This is a genomic window from Mesonia maritima, from assembly GCF_042433895.1.
Taxonomy (GTDB): Bacteria; Bacteroidota; Bacteroidia; order Flavobacteriales; family Flavobacteriaceae; genus Mesonia; species Mesonia maritima.
On record NZ_JBHLUA010000012.1, the window covers coordinates 251,450 to 274,960 of the forward strand.

The window sequence follows — 23,511 nt, forward strand, 5'->3', positions numbered from 1 at the left end:
CTACATGAAGTATTTAATTTATTTTTTAATTGCATCTGCAGTAGCAATGCTTATTTATAATTTCACACTTTTAGATTACAATAACATCTTCGGAAAAGAAAGTAGCGTTGCACTTGCCTGTATTTTATGTGCACTTTGCGTTATTGTGCTAATGCTAATTTTGCTAGTTTCCAGAACCATAAAAAATCAGGTAAAGGCTTAATTTTCCTGATTTTCTAGTTGCAATACTTTCTGAATCATCGCATCGTTTTGATTCACTATTTTTTCGAAAGCATTACTTCCAAAAAGTTGTTCAGCCATGGTGGCTTTTAAATATTGTTGCAATAAATCTTTGTATTTTCCGGTCTGGTAATCGTAATTAAACTGACGTAAATACTCAATAAATTCCTGTACAATTTCTTCGGAAATAATTTCTTGCTCACTAAATTCTTCTAAGCTTAATTTATTATAAAATTCGCGGTCTTTTTCCAACTGATTAAAAATAAACCGATCCATTACGCCGCCACGCAACATATAAGTTAGACTTTCTCTTTTATAATTTACATCTTTCGGAACAAAAATATCAGGAATTATTCCGCCGCCACCATAGACTATTTTTCCTTTTGGCGTGGTATATTTTAAAGAATCGTTTACTGAAATACTATCTTTATTGGTTAATTCGCCATTTTCATACCGATGTTGATATTCTTTAAAATAAGCTTTATTTCCGTTATCATACGGTTTTTGAATGGATCTTCCGGTTGGAGTGTAATATCTCGCCACCGTTAAACGAACTGCGCTTCCATCTCCCAATTCCATTTCGCGTTGCACCAAACCTTTTCCGTATGATCTGCGACCTACAATTATACCTACATCGTTGTCTTGCAAAGCGCCGGCTACAATTTCACTAGCTGAAGCTGAATTTTCATTAATTAACACGTAAACTTTGCTGTTTTCGAACCTTCCTTTTTTGGTAGCGAACGTTTTTTCGATGTTTCCGTTTTTATTTTTAGTGAATAAAATCAGTTTTTCTTTTTCCAAAAATTCGTCTGCTATCTTTACTGCTTCATCTAAATATCCGCCACCATTATCACGTAAATCGAGTACTAATTCTGAAGCGCCTTTATCGATTAAATTTTCAATCGCTTTTTCAAATTCAGCAAACGTAGTTTCAGCAAAACGATTTACTTTTACATAACCCAAATTTGCCGTTAGCATATAAGCCGCATCTACACTTTTTATTGGGATAATACTGCGTTTAACAGGAATTTCCAGTAACTCATCTTCGTTTTTTCGCCAAACTTTTAAATTTACTTTAGAATTTATTTCGCCTTTTAAAATATGCGTAAGCGAATCGTTTGTAATATTTTGACTGAATAGCGGAATTCCATCGGCATATAAAATTCTATCGCCTGCTTTTATTCCCGCTTTTTCACTCGGGCTATTGGGCAACGGACGAATTACAGCAATTGTATCGTTAATTTTGTAAAAGCTTATCCCGATACCCACGAAATCTCCCTTCATATTTTCAGCTACTTCTTCATAATTTTGCTTCGGAATATAGGTTGAATGCGGATCGAGATTTTTTAAAATATTATTCACCGTAACGTCAACAATGCTATCGGTATTTACTTCATCTACATATTCATAATCGATGTAGTCGATTAATCGGTTTAATTTTTCCTTTTTCGGATTTGAATTGAATAAGCTTTCTGAGGAATCTGAAAAGTCTAGCGAAGAACCCAGAAAAATTCCTACAGCGCACGCAGTACCAATTATGAGCGGCAAATATTTTGAGGCGTATTTTTTCACTCTTCGCGTGGATCTGTTATTTGAACTATTTCTACTCCTGCTTTTTCAAGAAAAACCAAGCCTGCATTATCTTTATAACCTTGTTGGTAAACCAATCGTTTAATTCCTGCTTGATGAATGAGTTTACTGCAATCTTTACAAGGCGACATCGTGATGTATAATGTAGCATTTTTACAGGATTGTGTAGAACCCGCAACTTTAAGAATTGCATTTGCTTCGGCGTGAAGAACGTACCATTTTGTGAGACCTTCTTCATCTTCACAACAATTTTCGAATCCGCTTGGCGTTCCGTTGTAACCATCTGAAATTATCATTCGGTCTTTCACGATTAAAGCGCCTACTTGACGGCGTTTACAATGTGAAAGTTTTCCCCATTCCGCAGCGATGCGAAGGTAAGCTTTATCGAATTTGAGTTGTTTTTTTGCTGACATGGAAGAATGTTGCTTTTTACTAGCTTTACAATAGAAACTATTATGCCGTTTTTTATTACCAGATATAATTTTCGATTAACATGGGAATAATTAACCCGATAACGATAGATGAAATTACCAAAACCCAGTCCCTTTTTGAAAATCTAAAAATTGATTGGAAAATAAAAGCTAATAAAAGAACTACGAAAACGACAATTATTTGGGCGGTTTCAATTCCTAAGGCAAATTCTAATAGTGGCAATAATTTAGAGTTGGTTCCTTCGGTAATTAATTTAAAATACGAAGAAAATCCTAATCCGTGAATAACCCCAAAAAACAAGGTGGAAAAAAACAAGAGGTTCATTCCGTTTCTTTTGTTAGATTTTCCTACTGTAAAAATATTGTAGAGCGCGGTAATGAAAATTGTTATAGGAATTAGAAATTCTACCCAACCGGAATCTACTTTTACAATTCCGTAGGCGGCTAAAATTAGCGATAACGTATGACCGATTGTAAATAAAGTTACCAGCCATAAAACCTGTTTCCATTGATAAAATGTATAGGCGGCAACCAAAACGGTTAAAAAAAGTACGTGATCGTAAGCGTTCCAGTCTAAAACGTGTGTTAGTCCAAGTTTAAAGTAAATCCAGAATTGATCCATATATTAATTTTCGAGATAGGTTTCACGAATTTACAATATATAATGGAAATTTTTAGAATTTACTCGATAATCGAGATTGGAATATTTTTAGAATAAATAGACTAGTGCGAACGCATAATTTTTAATCTTCCATTTAAAGATTGAAAATTATGGTTTTCTGAAGTAGAATTTTGTATTTCTATCGGGGTTAATTCTTCAATTTTTTCAATAGAATTACGTGTAGAAATAAAATTTACCACATTACAACCAATTGTAATTAAGGAAAATAAATATACAGAAAACTTAGCCATATCGTTGTTATTTTATATGGTAAAGTTCTTCTTTCTTAACGCGCAAATCTATACCCGATTATGGGGATATTTTATATTTTTTTACTCCAAACCTACAACCATCGTTATAGGCAAATGGTCTGAACCTGTATTTTCTCCGGTTGAGCGATCTAAGACTTGTATGTTTTTTGAAACCAAAAAATGATCTAAGGTTGTTTGTAAAATTCCAAAATTTGCAGGCCAAGAAGGTAAAAGCCCAAAACCTTTTCTACTATCTTTTAAATCTCCTTTTAACAGATTAGAAAAATGGGTGGAAAAAGAAGAATTATTAAAATCTCCCGCGATAATTAAGTTTTCAGAAAATTGCGCTCTTCTTTTTACAATATTGGTTAATTGCAAATTTCGATCGGTAAACTCTCTTTGATTAACTGGCGGAACTGGATGCGTTGCGATTACAGAAAATTCTTGTTGATGAATAGTTATATTTCCTATAATAGAAGGTTTATCGTTAAGCTGAAAATAATCTACGGAGCTCTTCATTTTAAATTTGCTTAAAAGCGCAATCCCAAAATTATCATTTTGCGCAACTATTTGTTTATATGAATAATTTTCGAGCATGGAACTTAATTCTTTTTCCCAACGCGGAGTAAATTCCAATAAAATTAAAATATCGGGGTTTTCCTTTTCCAAATATTTTTTCACTGAAGCTGTTTCTGAATTAGTGGAAAGAAGATTTATACTGGAAATCTTAAATTGGGCTGAAGTTTTTTTCGCTTCAGTAGAATTAAAATAATATGGAACAATATAAAACGCATTCCACGTAATGGCTATTAAGAGTAAAATCAGCGGAATGATTTTTCGTTTTAACGAAATTGAACAGATAACCAATAATAAAAATGAAAAAATGAGATACTGAACTTTGAAATTGGCGAAAATATCTATAAACCAATAGTTCGGGAAAATATTTGGCGCAATAGAAAGTAGAAGCATAGTTGTCACTAAAAACCATACAATCTTCTTAAAAGCAGTTTTCTTCATTTACCTTAATTTATACAAATGAATAAAAAACTTATGAGTTCTATTTTTTCAGTTTTCTTTTTAACCATTTTCTTTTCCAGACTAACCAAATAACTAATATTAAAAGTAATGGCCAAATATTTAATAGAAGTAAAATAAAACCGATTACTATTTCCCATCCATTGGATAGCGATTCTTTTACTTCGGTTAAAAAACTTTTCTCAAATGTCTCGGGAGCCGATTTAAAATCTACTTTCTGAAATATTTCTAAATTAATCGTGCTGTAATTTACTTTATCATTAAGATAGCGTAACTTTCCTTCTTTTGCTTCAATTTCTTCGGTGATTTTTCTAATTGCGTCTTCAGCAGCAAGAACATCTTTAATTTCTCCGGTTCGGTTTTTTAGAATATCAATATAGCGTTCTCGAACTTGTTTTTTGGTTTCTAATCGACTTTGAATATCTATAAATTCTTCGGTTACATCGTTAGAATTAATTTCCACTTTCCTGTTAAATACCGAAATACCTTTTAATTCATTTATTAAATTTTCAAAATCTTTATTGTCAATTCGTATGGTAATTTCATTAGAAACTTCGTAATTGGTATTATTTAGTTTCATATTAGAAATAAAACCATTGTATTTTTTACAGAGCGAAGAAATTTTTTGAGTGGAACGATCTACATTTTCAACTTGAAATTCTAAGTCTGCATTCCAAATTATTTTTCGATTACTCGGAATTTGTGGCTTTTCAATAATTGAGTTGCTTACCGCAGAAGTTTCTTTTAATGAAGAAGTTTCAAAATTAGTATCGTTTTCAGAGGAAGAATTACACGACAAAACCGCTAAAAGTGAAAGTGTTGCTAGAATTTTTTTCATAAGACTAGATTTAAAAATGAAGTTAGTTGTTAAAATCTAGTAACAAACAGCAAGCCAAAACTTTTCGGCTTTGAATATAAGTGATTTTTACATTGAATTTTATATCGCTTTTTTGGAAAGTGTATATAATTTTATGGGTTTCTCTTTACCACGTAAATTTTTATTCCCTAAGAATTTAAGGTGAAAAGATTTTTTTAAGTTTAAAATTCTAACCAATGTTTCTGAAAGTAAAATATCGACTCGATATTCATTACAAAGACTCTGGATTCTAGCGGTAGAATTTAAGACGTCTCTGGTGAAAATAATTTCTTTTTTAATACTTCCTATTTCACCCGTAGTAACTTTTCCGATGTGAAAACCGGCTTTAAAAGTCGGGCAAACGCCAAATTTCTTTTCGAACCAATCGCTTTTTTCATCGAGGTCTTTTTTCATGGCGAAAAAACAGGCAATACAATTATTATTTTTTATTCCTTTTTTCAGTTTCCATGATACCACAATTTCATCTCCAACATATTGGTAAACTTCGCCATAATACTCTACCAACGCATTCGATAGAATATGATAATAAGATTGAAGCAAATCGAAATACCTAAGATGACCAAGTTTTTCTGCTATTGATGTGGAAGATTTCATATCTAAAAACATAAAAATTCTTCGCTCTTCCTTGGGTTTATGGTATTTGCCGGTAATAAAATTTATAAAAACCCCGCGACCAATATGATCGCTTATTTCGGTGTAAAAAATCGAAGCAATTAAGGAAATAAGCATTTGAAAACCGGTGCTTAAAAAAGTTATGCTATTTATAAAACCAAAAAATTTCTTCCAAATTCGTGGATCGAAAACACCAAGCTGAAGTTCTATACTTGCAGCAATAGGATAAGTTATACTAATAATTAAAAAGAGAAAAAGGGTGTAAATAAAAAATTTACCGAGCATTTTAGTTAGTAAACTACGTTTTGCAAAGAAGCGTTTAATGAACAAAACTTCTATCATTCCGATAAAAAAACCTACAAAAGTGACTGCTAAAATCGCAAAAGCAAAAACTTTATAATCTAATGAAATTGCACCGCTTGGAGCATAAGCGCAGTCTTGTATTGCCGCGTACTCAACGAATAAAAAAATTAAACCAAACGTTAGCCAAATAATTCCAAATGGAACAATTTTACTAATATTTCTTTTTAATTTAGGACTAAACATTTTACGTTTTGCTGAAGAATAACCCGCTGAAAAATTTCAATAATTATAGCTAAGATAATTAAAAAGCGTTCAATTTGAAATAGTAGTGATTTCCGGTAAAGTTAAAATGCCTAACGGTGTTTATAAAACAATAAACCCCTTTAAAAAAAGGAGTTTTCAATTCAAGTACTCGAGGCGGGAATCGAACCCGCACTTCCGAAGAAACTGGATTTTGAATAAAGATCCTCTATTTTTATAAAAAACAGGTACTGATTATCAGGCTATTAAAATTTTAAATTGAACTTTTTTAATGTTAAATAGGTGCGGTTATAGGTACACTTTCAAAAAACAATATCGGCTATATTATCTTCAACACCAAACTTTTAATTACTTTCTATAGAATTTTTTGATTATTAACCGAGCCTAAAAATACCCGATAACCGGTACGCCTTTATATAAATTTTTTAATTAAATTTGAGAGGTAACTTAATCTAATAATAGTCTTATTATGAAAAAAACAAGTATAAATAAAATTGTTTACTCTATTCTTAGCTTGTTTCTATATTTCTCTTTACTTACTTTGATAAGTTGTGAACCTGAAACAGAGAAAGATATATCTTCAAAAAATAACTTTTCGACATTGAGTGAAAATGGAGTACAAATTACAATTGGCAAACTAAGCGATTATAATGATGAGCCACAATTGTCAGAAGCCATAGGCAGGATGGAGGGTAAAGGTTTTGAGCTCGATACTTTTCAGATAGGTAAGTTTACTTACCAACACTATACTGCTTACAATTTTTATGTAAAAAATAGCCCGGAGGGGAAACTTAACAAAATAGTTTCAGGGTACGTAGAGGGCAATTACTTAAATGATATACTCCTTGAGTATACCCAAATAACCCATGGGGACGAATTAATCGGTATCCATTTATATTCAGATGGTAACTGTTACGGTTTGTACAAAAGCGCAGAATATGTTGATGAACACGGGCAAACTGTGGCATCACGCTACTATTTTGAGGAAACAGACTGCCCTGACGGTGTAAAAAGAGCGCCCAATAGGCTTGAAGATATTAACCCTTCCACCGTGGGAAGCGGAGAGAACAATTATGGAACGCCTTCCAACCCCGCCTATGCAGGCCCCTCTTATGGCAGTTACCCGGTAACGGGTGCCTATACAACGGTAGATGTAAACGGTGGGCCTACCAATGGTGGTTACTTTACCGGTATAGGAGGCGGAGAATACTATCCCCCGGGGACAGACCCTGGAAGAGCATTTCCTAATCTACCAGGCCCAGAAAATAATATAGGGGTATCACTTACACTATTTTCTCCAGATAAGTTTTTTGAATATAATTATTTAAACAAACCAAACAATGCTAATCTAAAGGACTGGTGGGAAGATCCAGCAAACTCGGAGCAAAAAGAAGAAATAAAAAACTTTTTAAACGAAAATGGTTTTGATGAAGATAATGAATATTTTATTCATGAAGCAATGGAGCTTGCGCTAGAAATGATTGACGCAGCAGATGATGAAACTTTAATCTCTGTAAATCCGTTTTTTAAATATCCTGATGGAAGTAATTATGAAGATGATTACCCTGAGACAACGCAATATCTTTCTGATCAAATACCTAAATCAATAGATAATCAGGAAATTGTTGATGCAATCGAAGAAATTACAGGTTTAACTGAACAAGAAATAGCTGAAGATTTAAAATGGGATGAAGGACCTGAGATTCATATTCAAGATCTTGACAATTACACTAACAATGGAGAAGAATGTACTACTTGTGATGAATTTACTGCTGGATTATTTGACCCAAATGAACCGGATAAACTTTTTCTTGATATAGATTTAGTAAATAAAATAGAAAATGGTGACTTGACACCCGAAGAATCAAATAATTTACACTTGTTTTTTATCTCTACTGTACTACATGAATACGTTCACTTAGGAGTTAATGAAAATGAAAGAACTTATACATCAGAAGATGGTACTTATTTTGAACTAATGGTTTGGGGAAAAGAATATGTAAGTGGTTTAAGAAAGTTTTATGTTAACCTAATAAAAAATGATGAATAAAGTACATATTCTATTTTCAGTATTTTTATTTTTTTGTTGCTCTACACTTACTAATCTCAATGAGTGTAATATGTTAGAAGTTGCGCTCGAGAAAATACTGGTTAATAAAAAAATCTACACACATATTAAATCAAAGGTTGAAAAAGGAGAGCAAGTTCATATTTCATTAACTGAAAATGTTAATTGTAATATTGAAAATAAATTATTTATTACCCTTTCCAAAGCTGAAACACCAAAATATAACAGTAATAAGCTATGGGTTAATGTTGATGAGAGATTTAAAAAAAAATATGACTTTATTGATTTAAAGAAATATTCTATTCAAAATGATACAATATATATTAATTTATTTTATGTTTCAAAAAATATTGAAATTCAAGCGAAACTAAATAAGAATAATCAAGATGAGTGGAATGTGAATGAGGTAGACTTAATTCAATTTTAATTCAATATAAAGTTAGTATTTATATAAAATTAATGTAATGAAGAACTAATTTCTTATTCATAATGCAATGCAAAATGAGATATATCAAATTTACTGAAAATTCATTTGTCAATTAAATATACTTTAGTTTTTGATTACTCGGTTATATAAATTGGTATTACCAAGTTTTTAAGATTGATGGAGATTTGCAAGAGTCGCCAAATCTTGAGTTAGGAGATCTTTTTGAGGAATTATTTAATGGAGGATATTTTGAATTTGACCCAAATGATAATATAATATTAATAATTATGATTAAATTCTTAATGTTAATTTTAAATTTTTCTTGTACTTTATTAAATTGTAATAAGGTACAAGAGAAATTATTCAGTTGTGAAGAAATAAGAAAAGGGATCACAGATAAAAAACTATATGATAGATTACCTAATGGTAGCTATGTTTTAAATCCAAGTTCAATTAAGAGTGAAAATATTTATAAGATAAAAACTAAAGAAAAGTTTTATTATGTTTCAAAATCTTTAATGTTAAAAATCAAAAGAGCTATAAAAGAAAATAAATGCGATGAGATTTCTATTAATGAGTTAGATAAGATTGAGAATAATAAAATTATAAGAGATTAATTTAAAAAATCCAAATGATGCCGAAGAAGCTTATAAAGGTTATTTATTAAATCAATTGAGTTCTGTAAATATTTTTTTGATAACCCTTCTCTAGAACTTATTTTTTGGTGGAATTTTACCTCTACTGAATACAAAGTGTTTAAACAAGAGATTATTGACTTCATAAAAGAAAATAGTTGGTACCTGCTGTTACAATCAAATTAAAAAATTACAAGAAGCTTTTGATGAATATGAATACATGAGAGAAAATTTCGGACCACATTTTAAACATAAATATAAAGTTGAAACGGATACATGGTATTATAATCACCCTATCGGAGGACATAAAGATCATATCCATATTTCAACAAGAAAGCCTTAAAATTTGTATTATGAAAAATAGCTTATTATTAATAATAGCTTCAATGTTATTGTATGGTTGCAATTCTGCAGGCCAAACAATTATAGATAAATCTAATAGTAAGGCCAACTACATATTTAGTAATATTTACTGGAATGATATTATAACAAAAGAGTTTAGTTCTAATCAAGTAACAATATTAAAACAAGCAAATCCAAAAAACACCCCCGAAGACTACTTTGATGGTACTGGAGAAGTCCTAGTAGATTTAATAATTTCGATAGTAAATACAGGTGAGTATTCTGAAAGCAAGCTATATTTTATAAAAGATCTAAATAATCCTACTGTGGTAGATTTAACTGAAGACTTAACAAAAGGTAGAATAATATTATCTATTAGTTATAGAACTAAAAATGGGAAACAGGAAATTAAAAAAATTGAAATGGATATTTGACCGTATTTGTGCCAGATAGGATCGGCAAGATTTTGTCTTTCTTTTAAGATTTCCAAAACTACTTTCGTTTTGAAAGCCGATGTAAATTTTCTTCTTGTCATATTCGCAAATTTGGTTATCTAAACTTACTGTCTTAATTTTTTGGGTATCTACAGTGTAATGATCGGCGGATATGGATTATACATAACACAAAGATATGTATTTAAGTTTTGGATTAACGAAATTACAGGAAATACAGAATGGTGGTTTTGTGAGTCGATAGATTAAATTTTAGTTAAATATTATGGAAAAACATACAGATAGTTTATTCGGAGAAGTATTAGTTACAATATCTCAATTTATTACCATAATAATAATTATATTAATTTTTATTTTTATAGTGAAATTTTATCGTCGCTATATGTTTTACTTAAGAAAAAAAATTGAATTAATAGAGAAAAAATTAAATAAAGATAATTAGTTAAAATTATTCTTTTTGATTTCTAAATCTAATAATGATAGGAACCTTTAAGCAAGTTTACCTACTATTAAATAGTAGGTAAACTTGCTTAACTTAAATTTTTTATACAAAAAAGCCCTTACTATTAAGGGCTTTCATTTTCTGTACTCGAGGCGGGAATCGAACCCGCACTTCCGAAGAAACTGGATTTTGAATCCAGCGTATTTGACTGTAAATTTCACTAACTTCACTTATAATCAACTGTTTAATAAATGTTTAATTATATTTGATTTCATTTAATATCGTTTAAAATCAATAAATGTTGTACCTATGTTGTACCAAAATTGATTATCTTTATATTCTAAAATTCAATGGTATGGCCTCAAATGCAAAAGTAGTTGTTAGAAAGAAACCAAACAAAGAGGGGCTTTACCCTTTGGCAATCCGTATAACAAAGAATCGTCGCTCAACGTACCACTATGTTGGCCATTATATAGATTTAAAGGATTGGGATAAGAAGAACTTACGGGTTAGAAAATCCCATACCAATGCGGACAGATTAAATAATTTGGTTTCCACAAAACTTTTAGAGGCTCACAAAACACTTGTAGATTTACAGTCCGATAAAAAGGACTTTTCTGCAAATCAAATTAAAGAAGCTCTTTATTCAGATTCTAAGTCAAGTACTTTTTATGAAGTCGCAAATGATTTTCTTTCCGAACTAGAATCAAATAAAAAGCTATCTCAACTGTCAACAGATAAGGCTCGTGTAAATCACGTCATTAACTTTTATAAGACAAAACAGCTGACCTTTCAAGAAATAGACGAAGCGTTTTTAAGAAAATTCAAAATTTATCTGAAGAAATTAAATCTTTCGGATAGGTCAATTGTTAATAATCTTGTGGTCATAAGAACGATTTATAATAGAGCTATAAAAATGGGTGTTGTGGATAGAAAGTTTTATCCATTTGGCTCAGGTAAGATTAGGATAAAATTTCCTGAAACTGAAAAAATAGGATTGACCAAGAAAGATATAAGGGCATTTGAATCTGCTAAAAATCTAACTAACAATGAAACACACGCACGTAATGTCTGGTTATTCAGTTTCTATTTTGCGGGAATTAGGGCTGCCGATTTACTTAAAATTAGATGGTCGGATATTTATGATGATAGACTTCATTACCGTATGAATAAAAATTCCAAATTACTATCACTCAAAATACCCGAAAAAGTATTTCCAATCTTGGAATGCTATAAATCTGAAAAACAGAACAATGATGATTTTGTTTTTCCAGAAATGAAAAAGGCAGATTTCAAAGATGCAAAAGATGTATATGCCAAGACAAAAACGGCTACAAAAAAATTCAATAAATATTTGATTGGGGTTGCGAAGAAAGCAAAAGTTTCCAAAAAAGTAACTATGCATATTGCTCGACATAGCTTCGGTCATATTTCAGAGGACAAAATTCCGATTAAAATGCTTCAAAAGCTTTATAGACATTCATCTGTAACCACTACTATAAAATATCAAGCCAACTTCATCCACAAGGATGCTGATGATGCTTTGGATAGCGTAATTAATTTTTAAGAGTTATTTCCATCCAGCTAAACTTGCGTAAATTGCTGCAGAAACAGCCAGAAGAAAAAGAATAACGATAGCAATGATCCCATAAATTTTATCTTTTTTGGTAACAGAAGTTTTCTTAGTCTGTTTGTCATTTTCTCTTTCATTTTTCCTTCTATTTCTTCTGTTTTCACTCATTCATCTATATCTAAATTTTAATTAGAAAATGTTTTTTTAGTCCTATAAACCTTTTAGATAGTTAATCGATAGTATCCCTGACCTCACCACAGGTCAACATTGCTTGTCCATAATATGGATTACGAATTTCTTCATCCAGACTTAACCAGTATGCTCCATTATTATCATCGGCCATTGGACAAAATTGACTATATGTCTTTTGATTCACCCCAAAAAGTTGAACACTTTTTATCATATTTTCAGACAGACTTTTAAAGTTATTTCGTTGTATTTTAATATTCGAAGAGGTTGAAATGGTCGAAATAGAAGTTTTAAGTTGCTTTTGAATGGACATCCATTGTTGATGGGCTTTTTCATTTTTAAGCGACTTCATATTTACTTCATTTAGATTTTTTTCTAATTGTTTAGCAGCTAGTTGAGCGTTTTGAGTATCGTCATTTACTAAAGCATCTTTTAAACTAATATAAGCGTTAAAGACCTTTTTTAGTTGATCCCGAAATTTAGCCGAAACATCCATTCTTTCATTCTCTAGCATTCTATTTTGATTTTCCTTTTTTGTGGATGATGTTTCGCTTTTTTGGTTCATCATAGATTTTTTATCTTGTAACTGCGCTGCCGCATCTACTGTAAATGTACCATTGGTGACAATTTCGTCGCCATTTTTAAGACCGCTAGTAATACTATAAGTTTCTCCATTTCTGTTTCCTATGGTTACCTCTCTCATTTCAAATACAGGTTCATCCGTTTTGGTTTTCACATATACCAAAGAGCGCTCTCCGGTCCACATAACCGCTGACGCCGGTACAAGAAGTTGCTGGTCTGTGGAAGTATCGACACCCTTAACCTTTCCAGTGACAAACATCCCAGGTTTAAGTAGATTATCCTTATTCCGTATAGTAGCTCTTACCGTTACTATTCTGGTTTGTGTATTTAATATGGGATCAATAAAGGATATTGTTGCGTCAAATTCTTTATTGGGATAGGCATTGGTAATCATCTTTATTTTCTGTCCTTTTTCAAATTGCGAAATTTGATTTTCGTAGGCATCAAACTCTGCCCAAACCGTATTTAGGTTATTCAGTTTCAATATAGGCTGACCTTGTTTTACGTAATCACCTTCTTCCGCCATTTTTTCAGAAACTGTACCAGAAACCGTGGCATATATTGGGAAGTTTTCACGTACTTGCCCTGATTCTTCAATACTGTTGATTTGGTTTTCCGAAAGTTTCCAAAGCTTCAATTTGTTTCTTACAGCTTTATAAAGTTCTGCCTGAGTTTCCTTAAGAGATGATGCTGTAATAAGTTCTTGCTGTGCCGCTACCAGTTTAGGCGCATATATAGTAGCCAGAAGCTGTCCCTGTTTTACTTCTTGGCCTTCGTAATTTACATTTAGGCGTTCGATCCTTCCATCAAAATAACTGGCTTGAACTGAATTTGCTTCTTCATTTTCTACTATCTTTCCTGATAATGAGGTAACATTCCCGTTCTTACTTTCATAATTTCCAATTGTGCTGGTTTGAATATTGGCCAATGCCATCGCATTTTTAGTCATTTTAATTTCATTTGCAGAAAGACCATCAGCTCCAGATTCAGCCGGTATGAGATCCATCCCGCAAATTGGACAATCTCCCGGTTCGGGCTGCATAATCTGCGGGTGCATTGAACAAGTCCACATTTGATTGGCAGTTTCAGCAGAATGATCGTGACCATCAGACATCTCAGCTGAATTTTTACTATTTATAGAATCTTCAGCAGAACCATTGAAAATAAAGTAGCCTGCTATTAGACCAATACCTACTGCAATTGTAAGATAGATTAAATTCTTTTTCATATTATTTCGTTTTGTTCCTAACCATTAGCTACGTGAGGAAAGTTAATTTAAAGGGTAATATTTATTTCCCTTCTTGTTCAAGTCTATAAATCATTTTCTTCATCTGTGCAATTTCCCGTTCCTGCGCTTCTATAATCTCCTTGGCCAGTTTTTTTGTTTCAGGATCCTGAATATCGGCTCTTTTACTTGTTAAAATAGCAATTGAGTGGTGAGGTATCATTGCTTTCATATATAACACATCTCCAATAATTGGACTTTGTGCCCTTACCAAGCTGAGTGCGCTAATAAAAAGCAATAAACTACCACAATAAATGGCAATATTCTTTTTTCGGTTTTTATACATCCCTAACATTAATGAAAGCATAATTACTGCCATTGCAGCAATTCCCAAACAAGTCATATAAAACCTCGTAAGACTAAACCATACGTGATCCCATTCATAGGTATTCATATACATTGTTACATACATTGCTATAAAAGAGAGACCCAACATTGCCATAAATCTACCATAGCTAGTATTCTTCATTCCATTCTGATTTTTTTCTTTTGAATTCATTTTTTGAATTTTATTGATTAGTTGATAGATTTTGTTCTTAGTCTCAATGCATTTGCGATTACAGAAACCGAACTAAAACTCATAGCAAGAGCAGCAATCATTGGGGACAACAGTATGCCAAACACTGGGTAGAGTACTCCCGCTGCCACAGGAATTCCGAGCGTATTATAAATAAGTGCAAAAAATAAGTTTTGTTTGATGTTTTTCATTACTGCATCGCTCAGGTTATGAGCTTTCACAATTCCGTGTAAATCACCTTTAACCAAAGTTATCGCCGCGCTTTCGATTGCTACATCAGTACCTGTTCCCATAGCTATGCCGACATCGCTTTTAGCCAAAGCAGGAGCATCGTTAATACCGTCACCCGCCATCGCCACTGTCTTCCCTCTGGCCTGTAATTTTTCAACTTCTTCTAGTTTGTTCTCCGGAAGCATTCCCGCTTTAAAATCAGCTAAATTTAGTTCGCCGGCTACTGCTTGTGCAGTATCGTGATTATCTCCCGTAAGCATTATCACGGCAATACCGTTGTTCTGTAATTCCTTGATTGCTTTAGCACTTGTTTCTTTGATTTTATCTCCGATAACCACATAACCGACTGCTTTACCTTCTACCGCCAAATAAGAAACCGTTTTCCCTTGTTTTTGATAGGTTTGGGCTTCTTCTAACATTGTTTTAGAAAGTTCTGCATTTACTTCTTCCATCATTCTGGCATTTCCTAAAACAGTTTTCTTTCCACTAACATTTCCTTCGACTCCTTTACCAGTAACCGCATTAAACCCATCAGCTTTTAAAAGTTCTGTTTTCTGCTCTTTCCCATAGTTAACAGTAGCTTCTGCTAATGGATGTTCGCTTAGGTTATTTAACGAGACAATAAATTGAAGTACCTTATCTTGACTAAAACTAGTATTAAAAGAACCCACCTTTTCTACAGTTGGCTTACCTTCAGTAATAGTTCCTGTTTTATCTACAATTAAAGTATCGACTTTGTCCATTTTCTCAAGGGCTTCGGCATTTTTAATTAATACACCATTCTGTGCACCCTTTCCAACCCCTACCATTACAGACATTGGTGTGGCGAGTCCTAAAGCACAGGGGCAGGCAATAATCAAAACGGCAATAGCATTCACCAAAGCATACACATAAGCAGGTTCTGGTCCCCATATCGCCCATACAATAAATGTAATAAGGGCAATCAATACCACAATGGGAACAAAATAACCGGAAACTGTATCTGCAAGTTTTTGTATGGGCGCACGGCTACGGCTGGCATCGTTCACCATCTGGATAATTTGCGATAATAAGGTGTCAGCACCTACTTTTTCAGCTTCCATCAAGAAAGACTGGTTACCGTTAATCGTACCGCTACTTACTTTATCATCTTTAGATTTGCTGACGGGTATGGGTTCTCCCGTTATCATAGATTCATCTATTGAAGTGTCCCCTTCAGTAATCATACCATCCACAGGAATTTTCTCTCCGGGCTTTACGCGGAGGATATCCCCAATTTCAATTTTATCGATAGCTACTTCTTCCTCTTGACCATCCACCACCTTAATAGCTTTGTTAGGCGCTAATTTTAAGAGTTCTTTTACGGCAGAATTAGTCTTGCTATGGGCACGGGCTTCAAGTAACTGACCAAGCAACACCAAAGTCAAAATAACCGTAGCGGCTTCAAAATAAACGTGTACCGTTCCCGCTTCTGTTTTGAACTGATCAGGGAAAAAATCTGGGATTAACAAACCAATCACACTAAATATCCAAGCCACACCAGCACCAATACCAATAAGCGTGAACATATTAAGATTCCACGTTTTTATACTGCGGTAGGCGCGTTCAAAAAACATCCAAGTGGCATAAAAAACTACGGGGATAGAGAGGGCAAATTGTATCCAGTTCCAGTATTTTAATTCCAATATATTATACAGTGGATTGTTAGTGAGCATTTCAGACATTGCAATTAAAAAGATTGGTAGTGTAAAGGACACAGCAATCCAAAACTTTTTAAGCAATTTTTTATAGGTTTTTTCTTCTGCGGAAAGATCTGGCTGTTTTGGCACTAAATCCATTCCGCAAATAGGACAGCTTCCCGGTTCATCCTTTACTATTTCGGGGTGCATGGGGCAGGTCCATTCTTCAGTAGATGCAGAAGCTGAGGAAACCGTTTGTTCTTCGACCAAGTCCATTCCGCAAACAGGACAATTCCCTGGCTCATCGTAGGTTTTATCACCTTCGCAGTGCATCGGGCAATAGAATGTGCCCGTCCCTTTTTGTTTTTTCTTTTGCTCTTTTTTAGCTGGTGTATGTTGATGGTCGCCGGGCATATGTATGGAATATCCACTCCCATCTTTTTCTAAGGTATCTTGAAATTTTTCAATAGGAATATGAGATTTCATCTCAATTTCGGCTTCGGCCTGTTTCAAATCAACAGTGACATTAGTTACCCCCTCTATTTTAGCAAGGGTATTTTCTACGTGGGTTTTACAACCTTCGCAGGTCATTCCGTGTATATGATACGTATGTTTCATAGTTTATTTGATAAAAAATTTGACAATAAGCCCTCCGGCTAACCAGAAATAGCAAATAAATGCTGCATATTTTAAAATATTCTCCAACAATGGACTTTTAGGTGCCATCTCACTCATAGAATGTTCTACATCTTTCTTTTTGAAGAAACCGAGGTATATCAAATAGCCAGAAATAGCTAAAAACACCAGATTCAAAAAGAACGTGTAATCTATTTTAAAGAACTCGCTGTCCTGAATTTTTACTTGTGAAGGGTCTGGTAAAATACTGAACAAATCAAAGCTGTAATGCAAAGCAAGTGAAGTACCTATTAAGGCCGTAAATAATAGGAATAGAATGAACAACGACATTTTCCATCCGTAGTATTTAGCATTAATCCGTAAAACAGGAAACACTACCAAATCACTAAAAATAAAAGCCATTACCCCCGCAAAACTTACGCCTTTTCCAAACAACAATGCCGCCAGGGGAATGTTTCCCATCGAACCTATAAAAGTTAAAAATGCGGCAATAGGCCCTACAATAATATGTTCCAGAATTTCGAGAAAAGTAAAATCTGTGTTGCCTTGACCGCTATTGATAAAAAGCGTTTGGAAAAATGAATCAGGAACGAAGGCAGCCACGATACCGGCAATGGTAAAGCCTACGGTCACATCTTTCCATACCATTTGCCATTCCATCTTGTATTTCTTAGCAACTCTCGCCCAGCTAGTCTCCTTTTGAATTTGTTTTTTCCAATCTTTGGAATCATCCATATCATCTCCATCTTCACTTTCTAAATTTTTTCTGGCCTTTGAGATAAGTTTTTTTGGATTTATAATGCGAATAAGTATCCAGCAAATGAGGATTAAGAGGATTCCACCTACATATTCTCCTACTACAAACTGCCAGCCCAAAAAGATGGAAATGATGATTCCCAATTCTATCACCAAGTTCGTTGATGCTAAAAGAAACGCGATAGATGAAACAAAGCTTGCTCCCTTTTTAAAGATTGATTTTGTGGAGGCAAGTGCAGCAAAACTGCAAGAGCTGCTAATAAAACCGAAGAATGTACCCAGCAGCATACTTTTGGATTCATTTTCACCCATTGATTTTTGCATCCTTTTTTCGGTAACAAAAATCTGGATCATACTACTTATGATATATCCCAGTATAAATGCCCATAATGCCATCCAGAAAAATCCGGCCGTGGTATAGGCGGCCTCTCCCCATTGTTTAAAAAAATCGTTCATAATTATTTATTTTCGGTTAATTGAAGCCATAATGCTACAGCTACTATAATAGCTATGATTCCATAAATGATATAATTGAACCATTTTTTAAAGCCTCCTTTCTTGTGATCTTTTTCATTTCCTGTTTTGCAACAATCTTTCATTGGCTTTCTTTTTTGTGCCTGCAAAGGGAAAGAACTTTTTATGCTATTTAGATTAAGAATACCTTTCCCTTACAGGACTTTTATCATATCCTAAAAAGTTTAACTAATTAACCAATCAATGAAAAAATTTCTCTTCTTTTTTCGGGTACAATTGTATTTATTTCATTTCTTGAACATCGTTTAAATTTCAAATGTTACAGCTTATTTTTAAGCTGGGTCATATATTTTATGATTTCCTTTTTTTCCGATTTTGAAAATTTAGCATCCCAATGAATAAACGTGTAGGAATCCAACGGCATTTCATCATCCTCAATCTGACTGATAATCGACCGTAGTTTGCTATTTTTTCTTCGGTCGGAATAATCTCCCCATTCATTGAAATTCAATTCGGCTTTGCCATTTTTAATATGGTCCTCAAGAAACCAGGCTACTGGCTGTATTTTATTGTACCAGGGATATTCAGTTTTGTTGCTATGACAATCATAGCAAGACACCTTTATCTTGTTCTGCACCATTGGCGGTACCTTGTTGACCAGCATAAAATCGGTAACATATTCGGCCTTGTTTTGATTACGCTCCGTGGGAAAAAATTGGATCCCTACAAATGCAATCAATAAGATCCACGCTACAGTCTTAAAAACTTTCAATTAATTGATCTCTTTCTGCACTTTTCCACACCCCATCATTTTGCTTCCGAAATATGGGTTCTTGATTTCTTCGGTAGTGCTCAACCATTGGGCTCCCTTATTGTTGTTGTACATCGGACAAAAATCCTGATATAACTTTTTATCAGTACCAGTTATGGCAATCATATCAATTACATCTTTACTTAAAATATCAAAATGCTCCCTTTGATGCTCTATAGGGCTTTCTGAAATATGCTCCGCGTGTTCCTTTGCATCTTCAATAATATCACTCAATTCCTGTTGTTCTTCTGAAGAATAACTACTCTTATCAAAATCTTCAAAGTCAGTCACCAACATTCCACCTGCGTTAGCGGCATCTTCTTGGTTATCGGCTACCAAAGCGTTTTTGATTTTAAGGTAATTTTCGATGATTGCAGAGGATTCGCCTTTATCTGAATTATCCGCACTCATTTTTTTCGAGTCTTCGTGATTATGTCCATCTTCTTGATGCATTTCATTGGACATTGGTGCAGCGGCATCATCCTTTTTTCCATCTTTACAGGATATTACAGTAAAGGCCAATACAGCGATTGTTATAATACTTATTGTTTTTCTTATTTTTTTCATTTTGAATTATTTTAATTAATAGTTAATTATTTTGAAATAGTTTTCTTTACCGATCCGCATTTGAGCATCTTCTTTCCAAAATATGGATTGGTGATTTCCTCCACATCGGCATACCAATAAGCACCTTGATTATTAAAGGCCATTGGGCAGAATTTTTTATAGATTGTCCCGCCAGAAAGTGCATCTTCAAACATTGGCCCAGCCTTTTTTGTAAATTGCGCAAATAGTTCGCGTTGTTTTTCCAGATCATCGGTATTTGCCATCTTTTGGGAAAGATCTTTCATTTCCATTCTTTCTTTACCGAAAGAAGCTGCCATACTTTTAGCTGTATTTTGCACTTGGCTTACATCGTCATTGGTTAATGCCATTTTTACTTCCAGATAGTTATGCCATATTTTACCGGTCATCCCATCTATAAAATCCTGATCTGCAATATCAGCCGTCATTTTTTCTTCTTTCTTCACCTGTTCTGGTGTATCGATTTTTACCGTTTGCTTTTCCTTACACCCTATAAATGCAATTAGCACAAAGGCAATAAATGATGTTTTTAATAGCGCTTTCATTTTATTTTTTCATAGTTAATAGGAATTCCCCTTCTTAAGAAGATAAGAAGAGGGATTCCAAATTTATTATGCGAGGTACGCTTCACAAGCTTCTTTACATTTTCTACACGCCTCTGCACAGTCTTTACAATGCTGGGCATCGTGTTTTTCACATTCATCTGCACATTTTTTACAAATTTTATGGCAGTATTCCACCATTTCTGGGGCATCTGAATAATTCGTGGCAAGCAATTTTGCAGTACTGCTGCATACTTCAGCGCAAGCCCTGTCAGCCCTGATACAATCTACCATCATTTTGATGTCATCTTCATCCAGACAGGCATCTGCACAATAATTGCAATGTGCTACGCAGTTGTTCAATGCTTCAATCAATTTTGAATTTTTCATAGGTTCTCTATATTTAAATTAATAATCGGTTACTTTGTTGAAATCAAAAAATGGTTACAGTTTTTGATATTTGCGCTCTTAGTGTTTGCCATTATAAATCAGTTTTTTACTTTTCTTATACTCTTCCTCTGTTATTTCTCCTTTGGCATATCTTTCATCTAAAATTTTAATAGCTTCCTTACGCTTTTTCTTCTTTCTGCCTGCATAAATAAAAATACAGAGAACTATAACCCCAAGTAAAATCAACCAATCCCATTCGTACATCATAACATTTAATTTTAAAACCTTGCGGAAAGTCCGCCACCCACACCAAATCGGTTATCGTAGCTCCCCATTAAGGAAAAGTTTCTGCTAAATACGTATTCAAGTCCTACCTGCCAGGTATTCTCTTCTTCAAAATTTGTCCCTGCTTCAAAATCGTTTACCCAGCCAAAATCCATTTGATATTCATATTCTCCATACAGCGCAATGTGGCGGGTGATCATTGTAGCAGTAGAAAGGCCTATCTGTGGACGTAACTTATTATCTATACGTAAATCAGCATCTATAAGTAAAGGCAAAAGGTAACGTACACCCACCACTCCCGTGGTGGAAAGCTCATCAAGACTATCTTTCATTTCATTTTCCAGGTTTACCCCACCAAACACCCGAAAGTAACTATTTAGCCAACGTTCATAAGTAATTTCGGCTTCAAGGTTTTCATTCCATCCATATTCTGCCCTACCGATAAACTGATTGCGTATATTGGTTGCGGTTAGGAACAGTTCAGTCATATGGCTGGCTGCTGTTACTTCGCCCCAAGTCCACATATGGTCTGCCTCAGTAGTCAAATTTGATAAAGGATACCCTTTTAATCGTTTATCACGCGGGGTATCATAACTAAAAACTCTGGCCATTCCCGCATTTAAATGATAAAGTATGTGGCAATGGAAAAACCAGTCCCCGGTTTCATTAGCATCAAATTCAATTACTACTTTTTGCATTGGAGCTACATTTACTGTATGTTTTAATGGACTTCGCTCGCCATTTTCATTTAGTACCCTAAAAAAATGCCCGTGTAAGTGCATTGGGTGGTGCATCATTGTCATATTATTCAAAGTGATGCGTACTACTTCCCCTTGGTTAATCTTTATTTTATCAGTTTCAGAAAGAGGTACGCCGTTGATGGACCATACGTAACGGTTCATATTTCCGGTCAGGTTGAACAGCATTTCGCGTATGGGTTTTCCATTTTCAAATTCGGTCTTTCCGGGAGCTTTTAAATAGTTATAATTGAACTCGGGGTTACCACCCGTTTTCTTATTGTCGCCAATCACTTTTTCTTGTGGTACCATATAACCCATTTTCATCCCGTCTTTCATTTCCATTTTTTCATTCTGCATCTGCATATCGCCGTGATTCATTTTGTCGTGGTCCATTTTGCTAGAATCCTTCTTCATATTCATCATTTTATCGTGCTTCATTTTATCATCTTTCATATCCATTTGCATTCCATCCATCTCCATCGCATATTTCTTCATTTTTTTGATAGAATCATTTTTTGAAGGATTGAATTTTGCGGCAGGCGCACCCATTTTCATACCCATTGACATCATTTCCTTCATCTGCTTAATCAAATCTGGTTTCGGTACAATAGGCGCCTGTAAAATTTCGCCGGTTCCCAAATAGGCAGAAGCCTGCCCCGATCCATCCTGGGATGTGGCACGAATTTCAAGTTTTCCGTTATCCGGAATCGTTACTATAAAGTCATAGGTTTCGGCAACACCAATAAGGGTTTTGTTTTTCTTTACGGGAACCACATCCAATCCATCTGCTGAGACCAACAATGGGTCTTCTCCTCCAAACGTAAGCCAGAAATAGGATGCAGCTGCAGCGTTTACAAAGCGCAAGCGTACCCTTTCTCCAGGTTGAAATTCTGGATATTGCTGTTCGGCCTTTCCGTTTATAAAGAACAGGTCATAGTAGTTATCAAGGATGGCCATATCGGGCATACGTTGCCACATCATTTTCAACTTAGCACCAGTAGCACCTTTAGCAATAACCTTATCCCAACTTTGTACTTGATTTTTTTTGATGAGATACCATTCATTACCTCGCTTCAGATTCTTCAATTGTGACTTTGGATTTTCGTCCATCCAGTCGGATAATACTAGAACTAAGTCTTTATCATATTCCAACTCGGTTTCCTTAGGATTGATTTGGATAGAGCCATAAACCCCTCGTTGCTCTTGTAATCCTGTATGGGAATGGTACCAATATGTACCTGATTGTTTGAGGGCGAATTTGTATTGAAAAGTCTCTCCTGGACGAATGGGAGGTGTAGTAAGATAGGGAACACCATCAAAAAAATTCGGCAATATCAACCCGTGCCAATGTACCGATGTTTCTTCATCCATATTATTGGTTACATTAATTATGGCAAATTCCCCTTCTGTGAATTCTAAGTTAGGCCCGGGAATACCACCGTTAATGGTCATCGCCTTTACCTCTTTTCCAGTATAGTTGACTGTTTCATAATCAATAGTCAAATTATACACACGTTCTGGCCAATTGTCGATATTTTCTTCAGATTTATTGGCTGTTTGCGCTTGAATTGTTACTATAAATAGCATAGCACAAAATGTTGACAGTAGCGTTTTCATAAAAGAAATTTTAACATAAAAATATTGATATTTA

At 34.0% G+C, this 23,511-nt stretch carries 25 protein-coding genes and 1 tRNA gene; 6 read left to right on the forward strand and 20 right to left on the reverse strand.

Annotated features, from left to right (window positions below):
* Positions 1–4: 4 nt before the first annotated feature.
* Positions 5–202 carry a hypothetical protein gene (locus ACFFGL_RS07880; RefSeq protein ID WP_309726932.1) on the forward strand — a complete coding sequence of 66 codons (198 nt, stop codon included), beginning with the start codon at positions 5–7 and terminating at the stop codon, positions 200–202.
* On the opposite strand, the gene ACFFGL_RS07885 is transcribed toward ACFFGL_RS07880, so the two are convergent.
* From ACFFGL_RS07885 to ACFFGL_RS07915, 7 genes are all read right to left on the reverse strand, one after another.
* Positions 199–1,791 carry a S41 family peptidase gene (locus tag ACFFGL_RS07885; protein WP_309726931.1) on the reverse strand — a complete coding sequence of 531 codons (1,593 nt, stop codon included), beginning with the start codon at positions 1,789–1,791 and terminating at the stop codon, positions 199–201. The two genes, ACFFGL_RS07880 and ACFFGL_RS07885, sit on opposite strands and share 4 nt — an antisense overlap.
* Positions 1,788–2,222 (reverse strand): deoxycytidylate deaminase, encoded by a 435-nt coding sequence (locus ACFFGL_RS07890; protein WP_309726930.1) that lies wholly within the window; start codon positions 2,220–2,222, stop codon positions 1,788–1,790. Before ACFFGL_RS07890 ends, ACFFGL_RS07885 begins: the two co-directional genes overlap by 4 nt.
* Before the next feature lie 55 nt (positions 2,223–2,277).
* Positions 2,278–2,862 carry a HupE/UreJ family protein gene (locus ACFFGL_RS07895; protein WP_309726929.1) on the reverse strand — a complete coding sequence of 195 codons (585 nt, stop codon included), beginning with the start codon at positions 2,860–2,862 and terminating at the stop codon, positions 2,278–2,280.
* A gap of 101 nt (positions 2,863–2,963) precedes the next feature.
* Positions 2,964–3,152, reverse strand: coding sequence for a hypothetical protein (locus tag ACFFGL_RS07900; protein ID WP_309726928.1), 189 nt, complete (start codon positions 3,150–3,152; stop codon positions 2,964–2,966).
* 81 nt (positions 3,153–3,233) lie between these two features.
* Positions 3,234–4,169: an endonuclease/exonuclease/phosphatase family protein gene (locus ACFFGL_RS07905; protein ID WP_309726927.1), complete on the reverse strand. Its 936-nt coding sequence runs from the start codon at positions 4,167–4,169 to the stop codon at positions 3,234–3,236.
* Positions 4,170–4,209: 40 nt separating this feature from the next.
* On the reverse strand, positions 4,210–5,025 hold the full coding sequence (locus ACFFGL_RS07910; RefSeq protein WP_309726926.1) for a DUF4349 domain-containing protein: 816 nt from the start codon (positions 5,023–5,025) through the stop codon (positions 4,210–4,212).
* 99 nt (positions 5,026–5,124) lie between these two features.
* Positions 5,125–6,222, reverse strand: a complete 1,098-nt coding sequence (locus tag ACFFGL_RS07915; RefSeq protein ID WP_309726925.1) for an adenylate/guanylate cyclase domain-containing protein — start codon at positions 6,220–6,222, stop codon at positions 5,125–5,127.
* 487 nt (positions 6,223–6,709) lie between these two features.
* On the opposite strand from ACFFGL_RS07915, the gene ACFFGL_RS07920 reads away from it, so the two are divergent.
* The 4 genes from ACFFGL_RS07920 (at position 6,710) to ACFFGL_RS07935 (ending at position 10,146) form a co-directional block, all read left to right on the forward strand.
* A complete protein-coding gene (locus tag ACFFGL_RS07920) occupies positions 6,710–8,290 on the forward strand; it encodes a hypothetical protein (RefSeq protein WP_309726924.1) in 1,581 nt (526 codons plus the stop codon).
* Positions 8,280–8,735 (forward strand): hypothetical protein, encoded by a 456-nt coding sequence (locus ACFFGL_RS07925; protein WP_309726923.1) that lies wholly within the window; start codon positions 8,280–8,282, stop codon positions 8,733–8,735. The genes ACFFGL_RS07920 and ACFFGL_RS07925 overlap by 11 nt, the downstream gene beginning before the upstream one ends.
* 185 nt (positions 8,736–8,920) lie before the next feature.
* Positions 8,921–9,352, forward strand: coding sequence for a hypothetical protein (locus tag ACFFGL_RS07930; protein WP_309726922.1), 432 nt, complete (start codon positions 8,921–8,923; stop codon positions 9,350–9,352).
* A 371-nt stretch (positions 9,353–9,723) separates the two neighbouring features.
* Positions 9,724–10,146 (forward strand): putative periplasmic lipoprotein, encoded by a 423-nt coding sequence (locus tag ACFFGL_RS07935; RefSeq protein WP_309726921.1) that lies wholly within the window; start codon positions 9,724–9,726, stop codon positions 10,144–10,146.
* Positions 10,147–10,757: 611 nt separating this feature from the next.
* On the opposite strand, the gene ACFFGL_RS07940 is transcribed toward ACFFGL_RS07935, so the two are convergent.
* Positions 10,758–10,837 (reverse strand) — tRNA-Leu (locus ACFFGL_RS07940).
* A 124-nt stretch (positions 10,838–10,961) separates the two neighbouring features.
* Between ACFFGL_RS07940 and ACFFGL_RS07945 the strand changes: the two genes are divergently transcribed.
* Positions 10,962–12,173 carry a site-specific integrase gene (locus tag ACFFGL_RS07945; protein WP_228249711.1) on the forward strand — a complete coding sequence of 404 codons (1,212 nt, stop codon included), beginning with the start codon at positions 10,962–10,964 and terminating at the stop codon, positions 12,171–12,173.
* A gap of 3 nt (positions 12,174–12,176) precedes the next feature.
* Here ACFFGL_RS07945 and ACFFGL_RS07950 read toward each other — a convergent pair whose 3' ends face one another.
* The 12 genes from ACFFGL_RS07950 to ACFFGL_RS08005 form a co-directional block, all read right to left on the reverse strand.
* Complete coding sequence (locus tag ACFFGL_RS07950) at positions 12,177–12,347, reverse strand: hypothetical protein (protein WP_228249712.1); 171 nt, start codon at positions 12,345–12,347, stop codon at positions 12,177–12,179.
* A 61-nt stretch (positions 12,348–12,408) separates the two neighbouring features.
* Positions 12,409–14,178, reverse strand: a complete 1,770-nt coding sequence (locus ACFFGL_RS07955; RefSeq protein WP_228249713.1) for an efflux RND transporter periplasmic adaptor subunit — start codon at positions 14,176–14,178, stop codon at positions 12,409–12,411.
* A gap of 61 nt (positions 14,179–14,239) precedes the next feature.
* The gene (locus ACFFGL_RS07960) at positions 14,240–14,734 is read right to left on the reverse strand and encodes a DUF305 domain-containing protein (protein ID WP_228249714.1); all 495 of its coding nucleotides are present in this window, start codon (positions 14,732–14,734) and stop codon (positions 14,240–14,242) included.
* 17 nt (positions 14,735–14,751) lie between these two features.
* A complete protein-coding gene (locus ACFFGL_RS07965) occupies positions 14,752–17,259 on the reverse strand; it encodes a heavy metal translocating P-type ATPase (protein WP_228249715.1) in 2,508 nt (835 codons plus the stop codon).
* Between the two features lie 3 nt (positions 17,260–17,262).
* A complete protein-coding gene (locus ACFFGL_RS07970; RefSeq protein WP_228249716.1) occupies positions 17,263–18,489 on the reverse strand; it encodes a permease in 1,227 nt (408 codons plus the stop codon).
* 2 nt (positions 18,490–18,491) lie between these two features.
* Positions 18,492–18,632 (reverse strand): hypothetical protein, encoded by a 141-nt coding sequence (locus ACFFGL_RS07975; protein ID WP_228249717.1) that lies wholly within the window; start codon positions 18,630–18,632, stop codon positions 18,492–18,494.
* A gap of 194 nt (positions 18,633–18,826) precedes the next feature.
* Positions 18,827–19,279: a heme-binding domain-containing protein gene (locus ACFFGL_RS07980; RefSeq protein ID WP_228249718.1), complete on the reverse strand. Its 453-nt coding sequence runs from the start codon at positions 19,277–19,279 to the stop codon at positions 18,827–18,829.
* Positions 19,280–19,885, reverse strand: coding sequence for a DUF3347 domain-containing protein (locus tag ACFFGL_RS07985; protein ID WP_228249719.1), 606 nt, complete (start codon positions 19,883–19,885; stop codon positions 19,280–19,282).
* Between the two features lie 26 nt (positions 19,886–19,911).
* Positions 19,912–20,448, reverse strand: a complete 537-nt coding sequence (locus tag ACFFGL_RS07990; protein WP_228249720.1) for a DUF3347 domain-containing protein — start codon at positions 20,446–20,448, stop codon at positions 19,912–19,914.
* Positions 20,449–20,514: 66 nt separating this feature from the next.
* Positions 20,515–20,835: a four-helix bundle copper-binding protein gene (locus ACFFGL_RS07995; RefSeq protein WP_309726920.1), complete on the reverse strand. Its 321-nt coding sequence runs from the start codon at positions 20,833–20,835 to the stop codon at positions 20,515–20,517.
* Positions 20,836–20,913: 78 nt separating this feature from the next.
* Complete coding sequence (locus ACFFGL_RS08000; protein ID WP_228249722.1) at positions 20,914–21,102, reverse strand: SHOCT domain-containing protein; 189 nt, start codon at positions 21,100–21,102, stop codon at positions 20,914–20,916.
* 11 nt (positions 21,103–21,113) lie between these two features.
* Entirely contained in the window at positions 21,114–23,477 is a 2,364-nt protein-coding gene (locus ACFFGL_RS08005) for a multicopper oxidase domain-containing protein (RefSeq protein ID WP_309726919.1), read from the reverse strand.
* Positions 23,478–23,511 lie beyond the last annotated feature (34 nt).